Below are 13,324 nucleotides of genomic sequence, written 5' to 3'. Positions count from 1 at the left end.
CTACTTTAGCCTTCAGACTTTTCCCACTTTGATAACAGCCGCCATAAGGACATGGGCGCCTTCTCTCCATCATTCAAGAGGTAACCCCCATGCGTATCCTTGTGATTGAGGACGAGCAAAAAACCGCTGACTATTTGCGACAGGGTTTGAACGAAAGCGGCTACGTGGCCGACTGCGCCGCCAATGGCATTGATGGCCTGCACCTGGCCGAGCAGCATGCCTACGAGTTGGTGATTCTGGACGTCAACCTGCCGGGCAAGGATGGCTGGCAAGTGCTGGAACAACTGCGCCGCAATGGCAACCAGCGGGTGATGATGCTCACGGCCCGCGGCAGGCTGGCGGACAAGATCAAGGGCCTGGACATGGGCGCCGACGATTACCTGGTCAAGCCGTTCGAGTTCCCCGAGCTGCTGGCGCGGGTGCGCACCCTGTTGCGGCGCAGCGAACACATCCCCCAGCCGGAAGTGTTCCGCGTCTCGGACCTGGAACTGGACCCGCGTCGCCACCGCGCCTATCGCGGCACTCGGCGCATCGACCTGACCACCAAGGAATTCGCCCTGCTGCAGGTGCTGATGCGCCAGAGCGGTGAAGTGCTGACCCGCACGCAGATTATTTCGCTGGTATGGGACATGAATTTCGACTGCGACACCAATGTGGTGGAAGTCTCCATCAGCCGCCTGCGCGCCAAGGTCGACGACCAGAGCGAGGTCAAGCTGATCCACACCATTCGCGGCGTCGGCTACGTGCTGGAGGCGCGTCCATGAAAACCGGCAGCCTGTCGATGCGCCTGGGTTTGACCGTCAGCCTGATGGGCGCGGGCCTGGTCTTGCTGCTGGCCACCCTGGCCTACCTGGCCCTCACCCATGAACTGGAAAAACTGGCGCGCAAGGGCCTGGAAAGCAAGATGGAGCAGCTCCAGCACAGCCTGTCCCTGGGGCTCGACGCCCAGGCCATTCGCGCTCGTCCCCATGCGCTGCTGGACCTGGTCATCGGCCACGACAATTTCTACCTGACTATCGTCGGCACCGCGCCCGACACCCGCGTGTTACTGAACATCGGCGCCAAGCCCCAATCGCCGTTGCTCACCGACTTCAAACCGCGGGAAACCCTCGGCTACCTGAACTGGACCGACAGCGACGGCAACCAGGTGCTCAGCGCCTCCAGCCTGATGCGCCTGGCCAGCGGTGAACGCGTGCGGGTGCTGCTGTCCCTGGACCGCAGAGACGACCAGGCACTGCTCAGCGCCTATCTGCGCGCCACGCTGATTGCGCTGCCGCTGCTGTTGATACTGATCGGCATGGGTGCCTGGTGGTTGGTACAACGCGGCTTGGCGCCGTTGAAGCAATTCAGCCAGGTGGCGGCGAAGGTCACCACCCAGGACCTGACACACCGTTTGTCCGTCGACAATTTGCCCCACGAACTGGGGGAACTGGCCCAAGGCTTCAACGTGATGCTCGACCGCCTGGATGCGGGCGTACAGCAACTCTCGCAATTCTCCGATGACCTGGCCCACGAACTGCGCGCCCCGCTGACCAACCTGATGGGCAAGGCTCAACTGACCCTGTCGCGCCAGCGCCCGCCGGAGGAATACAAGGCGGTGCTGGAATCCAGCACCGAAGAGCTTGAACGCCTGGGGCGTATTGTCAGCGACATGCTGTTCCTTGCCCAGGTCAGCCATCCGGCGGCGCGGGCGTCATTCACCGACGTATCCCTGGGGCAAGAGGCCGAGCGAGTGATGGAGCTGTTTGCCCTGAGTGCCGAAGACAAGCAAGTCACCCTGAGCCTGCGCGGCGAGGCCTGGGTGACGGGGGATCGTCTGATGATCCAGCGGGCGATTTCCAATTTGCTCTCCAATGCCATACGCCATACGCCAGAAGGTTCGAGCATCCTGCTGTTGGTGGAAACCTATGGCCAGAGCGTGTCGCTGTCGGTGGGCAACCCCGGCCGAGGCATCGACGCGCACCACCTGCCGCACCTGTTCGAACGTTTCTACCGCGCCGACAGCAGTCGTACCCGCGCCGAAGGCGGCAACGGGCTGGGGTTGGCCATAGTGAAATCGATCATGCATTTGCATCAGGGGCATGCTCATGTCACCAGCCAACCTGGGCGTTTCACACGGTTTAGCATGGTGTTTCCTTTGCAAACAACAGAGATCTCATGTGGGAGGGGGCTCGCCCCCGATGGCAGTGTGTCAGTCAACACATGTATCAACTGACCTGCCGCTATCGGGAGCAAGTCGAATCGTCGCACCGCCCCTCCCACATTGGTTGTGTGGTGCATTCAAGATTGTTATTCGGCCTCTTCTTCACGGCGATGAGCCCATTGGTACAACGCTGGTAGCACCAGCAACGTCAGCAAGGTCGAGGAAATAATCCCGCCAATCACCACCGTCGCCAACGGGCGTTGTACTTCGGCGCCGGTGCCGGTGGCGAGTGCCATGGGGATAAACCCGAGGGACGCCACCAGCGCAGTCATCAGCACCGGGCGCAAGCGGGTCAGCGCGCCTTCGTGGATCGCCACCGCTAACGAGCGCCCTTCTTCGCGCAGGTTGCGGATAAAGGCGATCATCACCAGGCCGTTCAGCACCGCCACACCGGACAAGGCGATAAAGCCCACCCCTGCCGAAATCGATAGCGGAATATCCCGCAGCCACAGCGCCATGATTCCACCAGTCAACGCGAACGGAATCCCGGTGAACACCAGCAAGCCATCCTTGAGGTTGTTGAACATCATGAACAGCAGGCCGAACACCAGCAGCAACGCCACCGGCACCACGATACGCAGGCGCTCGGAGGCTTCTTTCAACTGCTCGAATTGCCCGCCCCAGGTGGTCCAGTAACCGGCGGGCACTTTCACCTGAGTGGCAATGGCCGCTTCGGCTTCCTCGACAAACGAGCCGATATCACGCCCACGCACGTTGGCGCTGACGATCACCAGGCGCTTGCCATTCTCGCGACTGATCTGGTTGGGGCCCAGCACCAGGTCGAGGCTGGCGACCTGGGACAAGGCGATAAAGCCCAGTTGTCCCGAGGTACTACCGGCCAGCGCCGGCACCGGAATCAATAACCGTGACAAGCCTTCGATGTCTGTGCGCAGTGCGTCGGACAAGCGCACGACCATGTCGAAACGCCGATCACCTTCGTACAACGTACCGGCCTGACGCCCACCGACGGCGACAGCGATGGTGTCCTGCACATCGCCCACATTCAGGCCAAAGCGAGCGGCCTTGTCGCGGTCGATATTGATGGTCAGCACCGGCAGGCCGGAGGTCTGTTCCACCTTCACTTCCGAGGCGCCGTTGAGCTTTTGCAAGGTCTCGGCGATTTCCCCGGCAGTGGTGTTGAGCACGGCCATATCATCGCCAAACACCTTCACCGCCACATCGCTGCGCACCCCGGAAATCAGCTCGTTGAAACGCAGCTGGATCGGTTGCGACAGCTCATACACGCTGCCCGGCACAATCGCGCTGGCGCGTTGGATATCGGCAATGATCGCCTCGCGTGACTTGCTCGGGTCCGGCCATTGGTCCTTGGGTTTGAGCATCACGTAGCTGTCGGAGATGTTCGGCGGCATCGGGTCGGAGGCGATTTCCGCCGTACCGGTGCGCGCAAATACCCGCTCGATTTCCGGCACTTCGGCCAGCAAGGTTTTTTCCAATTGCTGCTGCATCTGCACCGATTGCGTCAGGCTGGTGCCAGGTACGCGCAGCGCCTGCTGGGCGAAGTCGCCCTCGCTGAGGCTGGGGATAAATTCGCTGCCCATACGGCTGGCGACCAGGCCCGATACGACGATGGTCAGCAGCGCCAGGCCAAATACCAAGGGGCGGCGCGTCATCACCCAATTGAGCACTGGGTCATACACCCGGCGTGCGCTGCGCATGACGAAGTTTTCTTCTTCCTTGACCTTGCCGGTGACGAACAACGCAATCGCCGCCGGTACGAAGGTCACCGACAGAATCATCGCGCCGAGCAAGGCAATTACCACCGTGAACGCCATCGGGTGGAACATCTTCCCGGCCACCCCGGTAAGAGCAAAGATCGGCAGGTACACCACCATGATGATCAGTTGCCCGAAGATCAGCGCCCGTCGCGCCTCTTTGGCAGCAGCGAACACTTCGTGCAGGCGCTCACTGCGGGTCAGCAGGCGGCCGTGACGCTGCTGCGCATGGGCCAGACGACGGATGGCGTTCTCGACGATCACCACCGCACCGTCGACGATAATGCCGAAGTCCAGCGCACCGAGACTCATCAGGTTGGCGCTGACTTTGTTGGTGAACATGCCGGTGAAGGTGAACAGCATCGCCAGCGGAATCACCATCGCCGTGATCAGCGCCGCACGAATATTGCCCAGGAACAGGAACAACACCGCCACCACCAGCAACGCACCTTCGAAGAGGTTCTTCTTCACGGTGGCGATGGCTTTTTCCACCAGGTTGGTGCGGTCGTAGACGGTGACCGCCACCACGCCTTCGGGCAGTGAACGGTTGATCTCCTCGAGCTTTTTCGCCACTGCCTGGGACACGCTGCGGCTGTTCTCACCGATCAACATGAACACGGTGCCCAGTACTACTTCGCGGCCGTTTTCGGTGGCGGCGCCGGTGCGCAGCTCGCGGCCAATGTCGACCTGGGCCACGTTGCGCACACGAATCGGGGTGCCGTCCGAGGTGGTGATGACAATGTTGGCGATGTCATCGATAGACGCCACTTGCCCCGGCGCGCGGATCAACAACTGTTCGCCGCTGCGCTCGATATAACCGGCGCCGACATTGGCGTTGTTGCGCTCCAGAGCGGTCACCAGATCGTTGAGCGTCAGGTTGTAGGCGGCCAGGCGCTTGGGGTCCGGCGCAATCTGATACTCCTTGGCGAAGCCTCCGATGGTATTGATCTCGGCCACGCCCGGCACATTGCGCAGCTGCGGTTTGATGATCCAGTCCTGGATCACCCGCAGGTCGGTGGGGGTGTAAGGCGTACCGTCCTCTTTGCGCGCACCGTCCTCAGCTTCCACGGTCCACAGGAAAATTTCCCCAAGCCCGGTGGAAATCGGCCCCATCGCGGTTTCGATGCCATCGGGCAATTGTCCTCGGGCCACTTGCAGGCGCTCGTTGACCAGTTGGCGGGCAAAAAACAGGTCGGTGCCGTCCTTGAAAATCACCGTGACCTGGGACAAACCGGAACGCGACAGCGAACGTGTCTGTTGCAAGCCGGGCAGACCGGCCATGGCGGTTTCGATGGGAAAGGTGATGCGCTGCTCGGTTTCCAGCGGCGAAAAACCGGCGGCCGCCGAGTTGATCTGCACCTGCACGTTGGTGATATCGGGCACCGCGTCGATGGGCAGTTTCTGATAGCTGGCGATGCCGACACCGGCCATCAACAGCACCGCCAGCAACACGATAATGCGCTGCTCGATGGCGAATTGGATAAGGCGCTCAAACATGGGGAATCACTCGCAGATCAATGGGCGTGTTCGGCCGAGCCTTTGCCCAGTTCGGACTTGAGGATGAAGCTGCCAGCCGTCGCCACTTGCGCACCGGCCTCCAGGCCCTGACGCACTTCGACGTAGCCGTTTTCACTGACGCCCAGTTCAAGATGGCGGGTGATAAAGCCGTCTGCGGTGCGCACGAACACCGAGGGTTTGTCCTCGACGGTCTGGATGGCGGCTTGCGGCACGGTCACCTTGGCCTGGTAGGTATCGGTGGCGACTTGCACGGCCACGAATAAACCAGGACGCCAGGCGTCGTCGGGGTTGGACACCGTCACACGCACGGTGGCGGTGCGCGTTTGCTCGCCGAGCAAGTTGCCGACATATGCCACGGTGCCCAGCACTTCGGTGCCCATTTCCGTCGAGCTGACTTTTACGGGTTTGCCTACACGGACCTTGTTCAAGTCCTTGGGAAAGACACCGAAGGTGACCCACACCTGAGACAGGTCCGAGAGCGTGAATGCGTTGCTGGTTTCACTGACCACCTCGCCCACGCCCAGGTGTTTTTCCACCACCACCCCGGCGAACGGCGCCCGCAGTTCATAGCGATTGCCACCGGCCAGAACTGCGCTGCCGCTGAGGGCGGTCATCTTCTGCCGCGCATTGTTCAGGGCGATTTCGGCCTCTTGCAGGGTTTGTCGCGCCAGCAGGTAATCCTGCTCGGCGGAGATTTTGTCCTGCCACAACTGGCGCTCGCGCTCAAAGGTGGTACGCGCCAGTTCGACCCGGCGCTGGCTGGCCGCCAACTCACTGCGCTGGTCGGAAATCTGCTGGCTGGCGATCACCGCCAACAGTTCGCCTTTTTTTACCGACTGGCCCAGATTGACGTTCACCGCTTCCACTACGCCCGCAGCACGGGGCACGATGTGGGAGGTACGGTCTTCATCAAAACGCACCTCGCCGGGCAGCGTCAGCACCGTGCTGATCGAGCGCGGTTGCGCCTGGGCCAGTTGAATACCGGCGGCCTGGATCTGCTGCTCGGTGAGTTCAAGTTTGCCTTCTTCTTCCTCGGCGTGGGCCAAGCCCGATAGCAGCAGGCCCAAGGCGACGGCGAGCGCCATGCCATGTTTTTTGTTCATCAGGGAACTCCAGGAAAAATCAAAACCGGGCGAGGTCGCCGTAAATTCGTTCGATACGCACCCAGGCGTCGGTGGCCTGGGCCGTCGCCGCGAGGTACTGGGTGCGGGCCGCGATCAAGGTACGCTGGGCGTCGAGCACGTCGAGAAAGTTGAACTTGCCCATCTCGAAACCACGGGTGGCGCTGTCTACCGCGCTCTGTGCGGCAGGCAGGATCTGTTGGTTGAACGCACGCACTTCGGTGTTCGCCGTTTGCCACAGGTCCAGGGCCTGGCGGGTTTCGGTGCGCAGGCGCAGCTCGGCGGCGTTGCGCAGGTCGCGGGCCTGGTCGGCGCGTCGAGTGGCCGCGAGGATGTTGCCCTGGTTGCGGTTGAACAGCGGGATCGGCATCGACACGCCCACCAGGTTGACCCGCTCGCGCACGCTGGCGTCGTACTGGCTGCCAATGGACACATCCAGGTCCGGAATGCGCTGGGCTTTTTCCAGGCCCACGCTGGCTTCGTTCTGCACAATGTTCAGTTCGGCCAGGCGCAGTTCGGCGGTTTGCTCAAGACGTGCCAGCAATGGCGCGGCGGCGGGTAACGCCGGCGCGGAGGTGTTTGGCGTGGCGACGGCCTGGAAGTCGGTGGCCGCACTGCCGGTGCTGGTGGCCAGGCGACGGTAGGCATCAGTGAGGCCAATCTGTGCGCGGTTCAATTCCAGGCGGATTTCCGACACCTGCACCTGGGCGCGGGTAGCTTCCACCGGTGATGACTTGCCGGCGGTGACACGCCCGTTGGCGACCACCAGGCCGCGCTCGGCAAGCGTCATGGAGCGTTGCGCCAGGTCGAGGCGCTCCTGGGCGCGCAGGGCGCCGTAGTAGCTGTCGATGACCTCGGCGCGCAACAGGTTACGGCGCTGCTCCAGGGTCAGCGCGGCGGCGTCCTGGGCGCGGGTGGCCACCTCGATGCGCGCACCGCGCTTGCCGCCCAGTTCCAGGGTCTGGCTGAGTTTGATACTGGTGGTGCGGCTGTTGCGGCGGGTGTCTTCGGCATCCCAGGAGGCCACCGGGTTGGGGATCAAGCCGGCCTGCTGGCGGCCGCCCTGGGCGATGTCGATTTCCCATTGTGCGGCCGCCAGGTCCGGGTTGTTGGCGAAGGCGGTTTGCAGCGCTGCATCGAGGGTGAGGGGTTGTGCCTGGGCGGCGTTTGCGGATATCCACAATGCCAATGCTGCCGCCCCCAACAGTGTTCTAACGGAAATTGCCATAACGAGAGTTCCACGCCCATGAAGTCGCTGAGGTGTCCCAGCGGGGGCAATGTAGCTGTCGGTACTTATCAGGGCCGTGGGTGAAAGATTACAAATCCGTTAGCCAGGCTCAGGCATGCACGTCGTCGTGATCGTCATGCTGAAAACCCTCGCCCTCGACCTGGATCGTGGCATGGGAAATATCGAATTGCTCGTGCAGTAACTCCGTCACTCGGCTGAGGATCTGCTGCTCAGTGCCCTGGGATGCATCCGCGACCAAATGCGTACTCAGCACATTCTTGCCACTGGTGAGGGCCCAGATGTGCAGGTCGTGCACGTCCCTGACCCCAGGCACGCTGCGGATGGCCTGCTCCACCTGCTCGATATCGACGCCTTCCGGCACACCTTGCAGCAGGATGTTCATGCTCGCCTTGAGCAGGGTCCAGGTGCGCGGCAATACCCAAAAGCCGATGGCGGCCGCGACCACGGAGTCGACCCACCCCCAGCCGGTGAACATGATCACCAGCGCGGCAATGATCACGCCGACGGAGCCGAGCATGTCGCTCCAGACTTCCAGATAGGCACCCTTGACGTTAAGGCTCTCGCCGCTGGCCGCGCTGAGCAGGCGCATGGAGATCAGGTTGACGACCAGCCCCAGCAGCGCAATCACCAACATGCCGGTGGACTGGATCTCGGCGGGCGTCTGCAGCCGCAGGTAAGCCTCGTACAAGATGTAGAACGCCACGGCGAACAGCAGCAATGCATTGAACGCAGCCGCCAGAATCTCGAACCGCGCATACCCGAAGGTGCGCTTGCGATCTGCCGGGCGCTTGGCGACCTGGATCGCCACCAGGGAAATCGCCAGGGCCAGGGCGTCGGTCATCATGTGCGCCGCGTCCGACAACAGTGCCAGGCTGCCGGTGATAAAGGCGCCGATGACTTCGGCCAGCATGAAGCTGCCGGTCAGCCCCAGGGCGATCCACAACTTGCGTTCGTGGCCGGCGCGTACTTGGGCGTGGCTGTGTCCTGCGCTCATGGGATGTCCTTGTGGGTTGGGAGGAAACGGATCATAGAGCTATAGGCCAGATCCACGGGCATGGTTTGCAAAATTGTCATCTGCACGCCAGAACGTCGTTAGCGTTGAGCGCACCAAAATCGTTCATGGACACGCTGGGGCAGTTCTATCAGGTATGCTTTTCAAGCCGAAACAAAAAGAAACATATTAGCCAACCTGCTCGATAAGGAGTTCCGTTTTGGAGTTATCGACTGCCGCGTGGATGGTTCACGACACCCGTCTTATGCTCTGCGTCCTGCTGGCCATCGCGAGCATCATCGTGCTGATCAGCGCGACCAAATTGCCGCCGTTCCTGTCGATTCTGATCGGCACCTTTATCGCCGGTGTGGGTGCCGGTCTACCACCAGAGGAAGTGGCCAAAGCGTTCAGCAAGGGCGCCGGGGCGATTCTGGGTGAGGCCGGTATTATCATTGCCCTGGGCGCAATGCTCGGCGCGCTGATGGCCGAATCCGGTGCAGCCGACCGTATCGCCACTACCTTGCTTGGGCTGGGCAAAGGCAAGTCATTGCCGTGGGTGATGGCGCTGGTCGCCATGGTGATCGGCCTGCCGCTGTTCTTTGAAGTGGGCCTGGTGATGATGGTGCCGATCATCTTTGTGATGGCTAAGCGTTCGAACCAGCCGCTGCTGAAAATCGCCATCCCGGCATTGGCGGGCATGACCACCCTGCACGCCCTGATGCCGCCGCATCCGGGGCCGCTGATTGCCGTGGGTGCGTTACACGCCGACCTGGGCCTGACCATGTTGCTGGGCTTTTGCCTGGCGGTGCCGGCAGTGATTCTGGCCGGGCCGCTCTACGGCAATTGGTTGTCCAAGCGCCTGCATGTGGACGAACCGGCCGAGATTGGCGCGCTGTTCAGCGCACCGCCCAAGGCTCCGCGCCAGCCGAGCTTTGGGGTGTCGTTGCTGATCATTCTGTTGCCGGTGATCCTGATGCTCGGCAGCACGCTGGCCAAAGTCGCGCTGGCGCCAGAAAGCCCCCTCGGCCTGGCCTTGAAGTTCCTCGGTGAACCGCTGATCGCTCTCGGCCTGGCCGTCATCGCCGCAGTGATTTGCCTCGGCTGGGCCGCAGGCATGCCACGCGCCGACGTCGGCAACACCCTGCGCAAAGCCCTGGCGCCCATCGCCGTGTTGCTGCTGACCATCGGCGCTGGTGGCGGCCTCAAGCAAACCCTGCTGGACGCAGGCGTCAGCCAGACCATCAGCAAGGTCGCCGAAGGCGCGCACATGCCCTACCTGTTGCTGGCCTGGCTGATCGCCGTGGCCCTGCGCCAAGCCACCGGCTCGGCCACCGTCGCTACCACTACGACGGCGGGCATCCTCGCGCCGATGATGGCCGGGCTGGCGGCAACGCAAAGCTCATTGGTCGCCCTCGCGATTGGCGCCGGTTCGGTGTTTTTTTGCCACGTCAACGACGCCGGGTTCTGGATGGTGCGCGAGTACTTTGGCTTGCAGTTGAAACAGACGATCTGGGTGTGGTCGGTGTTGCAGACGATTGTTTCGGTGGTTGGGCTGGTGGGTACCTTGTTGCTCTGGCACTTCTTGACCTGAACTTCAGGCGGCCAAGGTGTGGCGTTTGCCAAACAACGCCACACTTCCCACTCCCACCGCCCCCATCACCACGCAATACCCCACGCAGACCCACGGGCTGGTCGGCATCAGCGCGATCAATAGCAGCGGCGTAGTACTCGCCCACAGCGCATAGGCAATGTTGTAGGTGAAGGAAATCCCCGACACCCGCACCTGCGCCGGGAACAGGCCGACCATCACTGACGGCACCGCGCCCACCACCCCGCAGCTCAAGCCTGCCACGGCGTACGCCGCGCCCAGCCACACACCGCCGCTGATCAGGCTGGCATACAGGATAAAAATCCCTACCGGCAGCAACAGGCTGTAGACCAGCACCGCGCGCCAGGCGCCGATGCGGTCCACGAGCAAGCCGGCGAGGACGCAGCCGATATTCAGGAAAACGATGCCCAACGCGCTCAGGGCGAAGGTGTGGCTGGGGCTCATGCCGAAGGTTTTCTGCATCATGGTCGGGGTGATGACCACCAGCACCACCACGGCTGAGGTGAGTACGCAGGTCAGGATCATGGCCGGCAACAGCACGGCGCGATGCTCGCGCAGCACGGTGCGCAATGGCATTTCGGCGGCGGCCTGGCGACGCGCCTGCATTTGGAGGAACACCGGGGTTTCGCTGAGCCAGCGACGCAGCCATACGCCGATCACGCCGAATACGCCGCCGAGCAGGAAGGGCAAGCGCCAGGCATAGTCGAGGATTTCGGCCGGGGTGAAGACTTGCGCCAGCAAGGTGGCAGTCAATGCGCCCAGCAGGTAACCGAAGGTCAGGCCGGCTTGCAGGAAGCCCAAGGCGTAGCCACGGTGCTGGCGCGGCGCGTGCTCGGCGACGAAGGTCCAGGCGCTGGGCACTTCGCCGCCCACTGCGGCACCTTGCAGCACGCGCAGCGCCAGCAGGATCAAGGGTGCGAAATAGCCGATCTGCGCGTAGGTCGGCATGATGCCGATCAGCAGGCAGGGCAAGGCCATCATCAGGATGCTCAAGCTGAATACGCGCTTGCGCCCCAGGTGGTCGGCAAAGTGCGCCATCAGGATGCCGCCCAGCGGACGGGCGAGGTAGCCAGTAACGAAGATGCCGAAGCTTTGCAACAGGCGCAGCCACTCAGGCATTTCCGGGGGGAAAAATAATTGGCTGAGGGTCAGCGCGAAAAACACAAAAATAATGAAGTCGTAGATTTCCAGGGCTCCACCGAGGGCGGCCAGGCCCAGGGTTTTGTAGTCGGAGCGGGAAAAACGCTGCGCCCGTGGGGAAAAGGTGGCAGTCATGTGCAGGCTCGGCAGACAAACAAAATGGCGTGCAGGTTATGAGCTGAACCCATTGAAGGCAATCACGACGGATATATTTGTTTTACTCATTGATCGTTGAAGATAACTACATTCCCAAATCAATGGGGGTAGAGGAACATGCCGTAAAACTGCCAAACCCCATAATAAATACAAGAGGAAAGCTTCATGGCCGATGCTATCGAAGAAAGCCGTTACGCTCGATTTGCTCTGCGTTGTTCCAATTTTGCCGAGCGCTGGTTTCCCGACTCCTGGGTGTTTGCCGCCCTCGCGGTGATTATCGTCGCCGTGGCGACCCTGGGCATGGGCGCAGCGCCCGCCGAAGCGGCCAAGGCATTTGGCGACGGGTTCTGGAGCCTGATTCCGTTCACCATGCAGATGGCGTTTGTGGTGATCGGCGGTTATGTAGTCGCCAGCTCGCCGCCCGCGGTGAAGTTGATCGACCGCTTGGCGCGCATCCCCAAGAACGGTCGTTCGGCGGTAGCCTGGGTGGCGTTGATTTCCATGGTGGCATCGTTGCTCAACTGGGGCTTGTCCCTGGTGTTCGGCGGTTTGCTGGTGCGGGCGTTGGCCCGTCGTACCGATTTGCGCATGGACTACCGCGCCGCCGGCGCTGCAGCATACCTGGGCCTCGGTGCCGTGTGGGCGTTGGGGCTATCGTCGTCAGCCGCGCAGTTGCAGGCCAACCCGGCCAGCTTGCCGCCGTCGATCCTGTCGATCACCGGGATGATCCCGTTCACCGAAACGATCTTCCTGTGGCAATCCGGTGTGCTGCTTCTGGCGCTGATCGTGGTGTCGCTGATCATCGCCTACGCCACCGCGCCAGGCCCCAACAGTGCCCGGGATGCCAAGGCCTGCGGCGTCGACCCGGCCTTTAACCTGCCCAAGCCACAACCGCCGACGCGTCCTGGCGAATGGCTGGAACACAGCCCGTTGCTGACGATATTGCTGGCATTGCTGGCAGCCGGCTGGCTGTTCCATGAGTTCTCAACCAAGCCGGCGATCAGCGCCATCTCGGGGCTCAACACCTATAACTTCCTGTTCATCATGGTCGGCGCCCTGCTGCACTGGCGCCCGCGCAGCTTCCTCGATGCCGTGGCCCGTGCGGTGCCGACCACCACCGGCGTGCTGATCCAGTTCCCGCTGTACGGCTCGATTGCCGCACTGATGACGGTGGTCAAGGGCGGTGACGGCCAGACCCTGGCGCACCATATCTCGACGTTCTTCACCTCCATCGCCTCCCACGACACCTACGCGCTGCTGATGGGCGTGTATTCGGCGGTGCTGGGCTTCTTCATCCCATCGGGTGGCGGCAAGTGGATTATCGAGGCGCCCTATGTGATGCAAGTGGCCAATGACCTGCAATACCACCTGGGCTGGGCGGTGCAGATCTACAACGCCGCCGAGGCACTGCCGAACTTGATCAACCCGTTCTATATGCTGCCGCTGCTGGGGGTGTTGGGGCTGAAGGCGCGGGACTTGATCGGGTTTTCGTTTGTGCAGTTGTTGGTGCACACGCCGCTGGTGTTGTTCTTGTTGTGGGCGCTGGGGACGACGTTGAAGTATTTGCCGCCTGTGATGCCCTGAATAACGGGTGACCGCAACTG

Annotated in this window: 9 protein-coding genes; 4 read left to right on the top strand and 5 right to left on the bottom strand. The window is 62.1% G+C overall.

What is annotated here, in order from left to right; translation table 11 throughout:
• Positions 1-89 precede the first annotated feature (89 nt).
• The gene (locus J1G33_RS24520; protein ID WP_005784544.1) at positions 90-764 is read left to right on the top strand and encodes a heavy metal response regulator transcription factor; all 675 of its coding nucleotides are present in this window, start codon (positions 90-92) and stop codon (positions 762-764) included.
• Entirely contained in the window at positions 761-2,215 is a 1,455-nt protein-coding gene (locus J1G33_RS24515; protein WP_223018940.1) for a heavy metal sensor histidine kinase, read from the top strand. Before J1G33_RS24520 ends, J1G33_RS24515 begins: the two co-directional genes overlap by 4 nt.
• A gap of 74 nt (positions 2,216-2,289) precedes the next feature.
• Here the strand turns inward: J1G33_RS24515 and J1G33_RS24510 are convergent, their stop codons facing one another.
• From J1G33_RS24510 to J1G33_RS24495, 4 genes are all read right to left on the bottom strand, one after another.
• The gene (locus J1G33_RS24510) at positions 2,290-5,433 is read right to left on the bottom strand and encodes a CusA/CzcA family heavy metal efflux RND transporter (RefSeq protein ID WP_223018939.1); all 3,144 of its coding nucleotides are present in this window, start codon (positions 5,431-5,433) and stop codon (positions 2,290-2,292) included.
• Positions 5,434-5,450: 17 nt separating this feature from the next.
• Complete coding sequence (locus tag J1G33_RS24505) at positions 5,451-6,557, bottom strand: efflux RND transporter periplasmic adaptor subunit (RefSeq protein ID WP_032878040.1); 1,107 nt, start codon at positions 6,555-6,557, stop codon at positions 5,451-5,453.
• A gap of 19 nt (positions 6,558-6,576) precedes the next feature.
• Positions 6,577-7,803, bottom strand: coding sequence for a TolC family protein (locus J1G33_RS24500; RefSeq protein WP_078820218.1), 1,227 nt, complete (start codon positions 7,801-7,803; stop codon positions 6,577-6,579).
• A gap of 109 nt (positions 7,804-7,912) precedes the next feature.
• Positions 7,913-8,818, bottom strand: a complete 906-nt coding sequence (locus J1G33_RS24495; protein ID WP_032878042.1) for a cation diffusion facilitator family transporter — start codon at positions 8,816-8,818, stop codon at positions 7,913-7,915.
• A gap of 217 nt (positions 8,819-9,035) precedes the next feature.
• On the opposite strand from J1G33_RS24495, the gene J1G33_RS24490 reads away from it, so the two are divergent.
• Positions 9,036-10,406: a gluconate:H+ symporter gene (locus J1G33_RS24490; RefSeq protein ID WP_223018938.1), complete on the top strand. Its 1,371-nt coding sequence runs from the start codon at positions 9,036-9,038 to the stop codon at positions 10,404-10,406.
• Positions 10,407-10,409: 3 nt separating this feature from the next.
• Here the strand turns inward: J1G33_RS24490 and J1G33_RS24485 are convergent, their stop codons facing one another.
• On the bottom strand, positions 10,410-11,699 hold the full coding sequence (locus J1G33_RS24485; protein ID WP_078820216.1) for an MFS transporter: 1,290 nt from the start codon (positions 11,697-11,699) through the stop codon (positions 10,410-10,412).
• A gap of 186 nt (positions 11,700-11,885) precedes the next feature.
• Here J1G33_RS24485 and J1G33_RS24480 point away from each other — a divergent pair, with 186 nt between their 5' ends.
• Positions 11,886-13,304, top strand: coding sequence for a TIGR00366 family protein (locus tag J1G33_RS24480; protein ID WP_032878044.1), 1,419 nt, complete (start codon positions 11,886-11,888; stop codon positions 13,302-13,304).
• The last annotated feature ends 20 nt before the right edge of the window (positions 13,305-13,324 follow it).

The sequence above is a fragment of the Pseudomonas sp. P867 genome, assembly GCF_019891455.1.
GTDB classification, from domain to species: Bacteria; Pseudomonadota; Gammaproteobacteria; order Pseudomonadales; family Pseudomonadaceae; genus Aquipseudomonas; species Aquipseudomonas synxantha_A.
Note: the sequence above shows the minus strand (reverse complement) of the source record. Positions and strands in the feature narration are given on the sequence as shown.

Bases quoted from the DNA above. Each gene is read 5' to 3' on its own strand.
- J1G33_RS24520 (WP_005784544.1), top strand. From the start codon at position 90: ATGCGTATCCTTGTGATTGAGGACGAGCAAAAAACCGCTGACTATTTG.
- J1G33_RS24515 (WP_223018940.1), top strand. From the start codon at position 761: ATGAAAACCGGCAGCCTGTCGATGCGCCTGGGTTTGACCGTCAGCCTG.
- J1G33_RS24510 (WP_223018939.1), bottom strand. From the start codon at position 5,433: ATGTTTGAGCGCCTTATCCAATTCGCCATCGAGCAGCGCATTATCGTG.
- J1G33_RS24505 (WP_032878040.1), bottom strand. From the start codon at position 6,557: ATGAACAAAAAACATGGCATGGCGCTCGCCGTCGCCTTGGGCCTGCTG.
- J1G33_RS24500 (WP_078820218.1), bottom strand. From the start codon at position 7,803: ATGGCAATTTCCGTTAGAACACTGTTGGGGGCGGCAGCATTGGCATTG.
- J1G33_RS24495 (WP_032878042.1), bottom strand. From the start codon at position 8,818: ATGAGCGCAGGACACAGCCACGCCCAAGTACGCGCCGGCCACGAACGC.
- J1G33_RS24485 (WP_078820216.1), bottom strand. From the start codon at position 11,699: ATGACTGCCACCTTTTCCCCACGGGCGCAGCGTTTTTCCCGCTCCGAC.
- J1G33_RS24480 (WP_032878044.1), top strand. From the start codon at position 11,886: ATGGCCGATGCTATCGAAGAAAGCCGTTACGCTCGATTTGCTCTGCGT.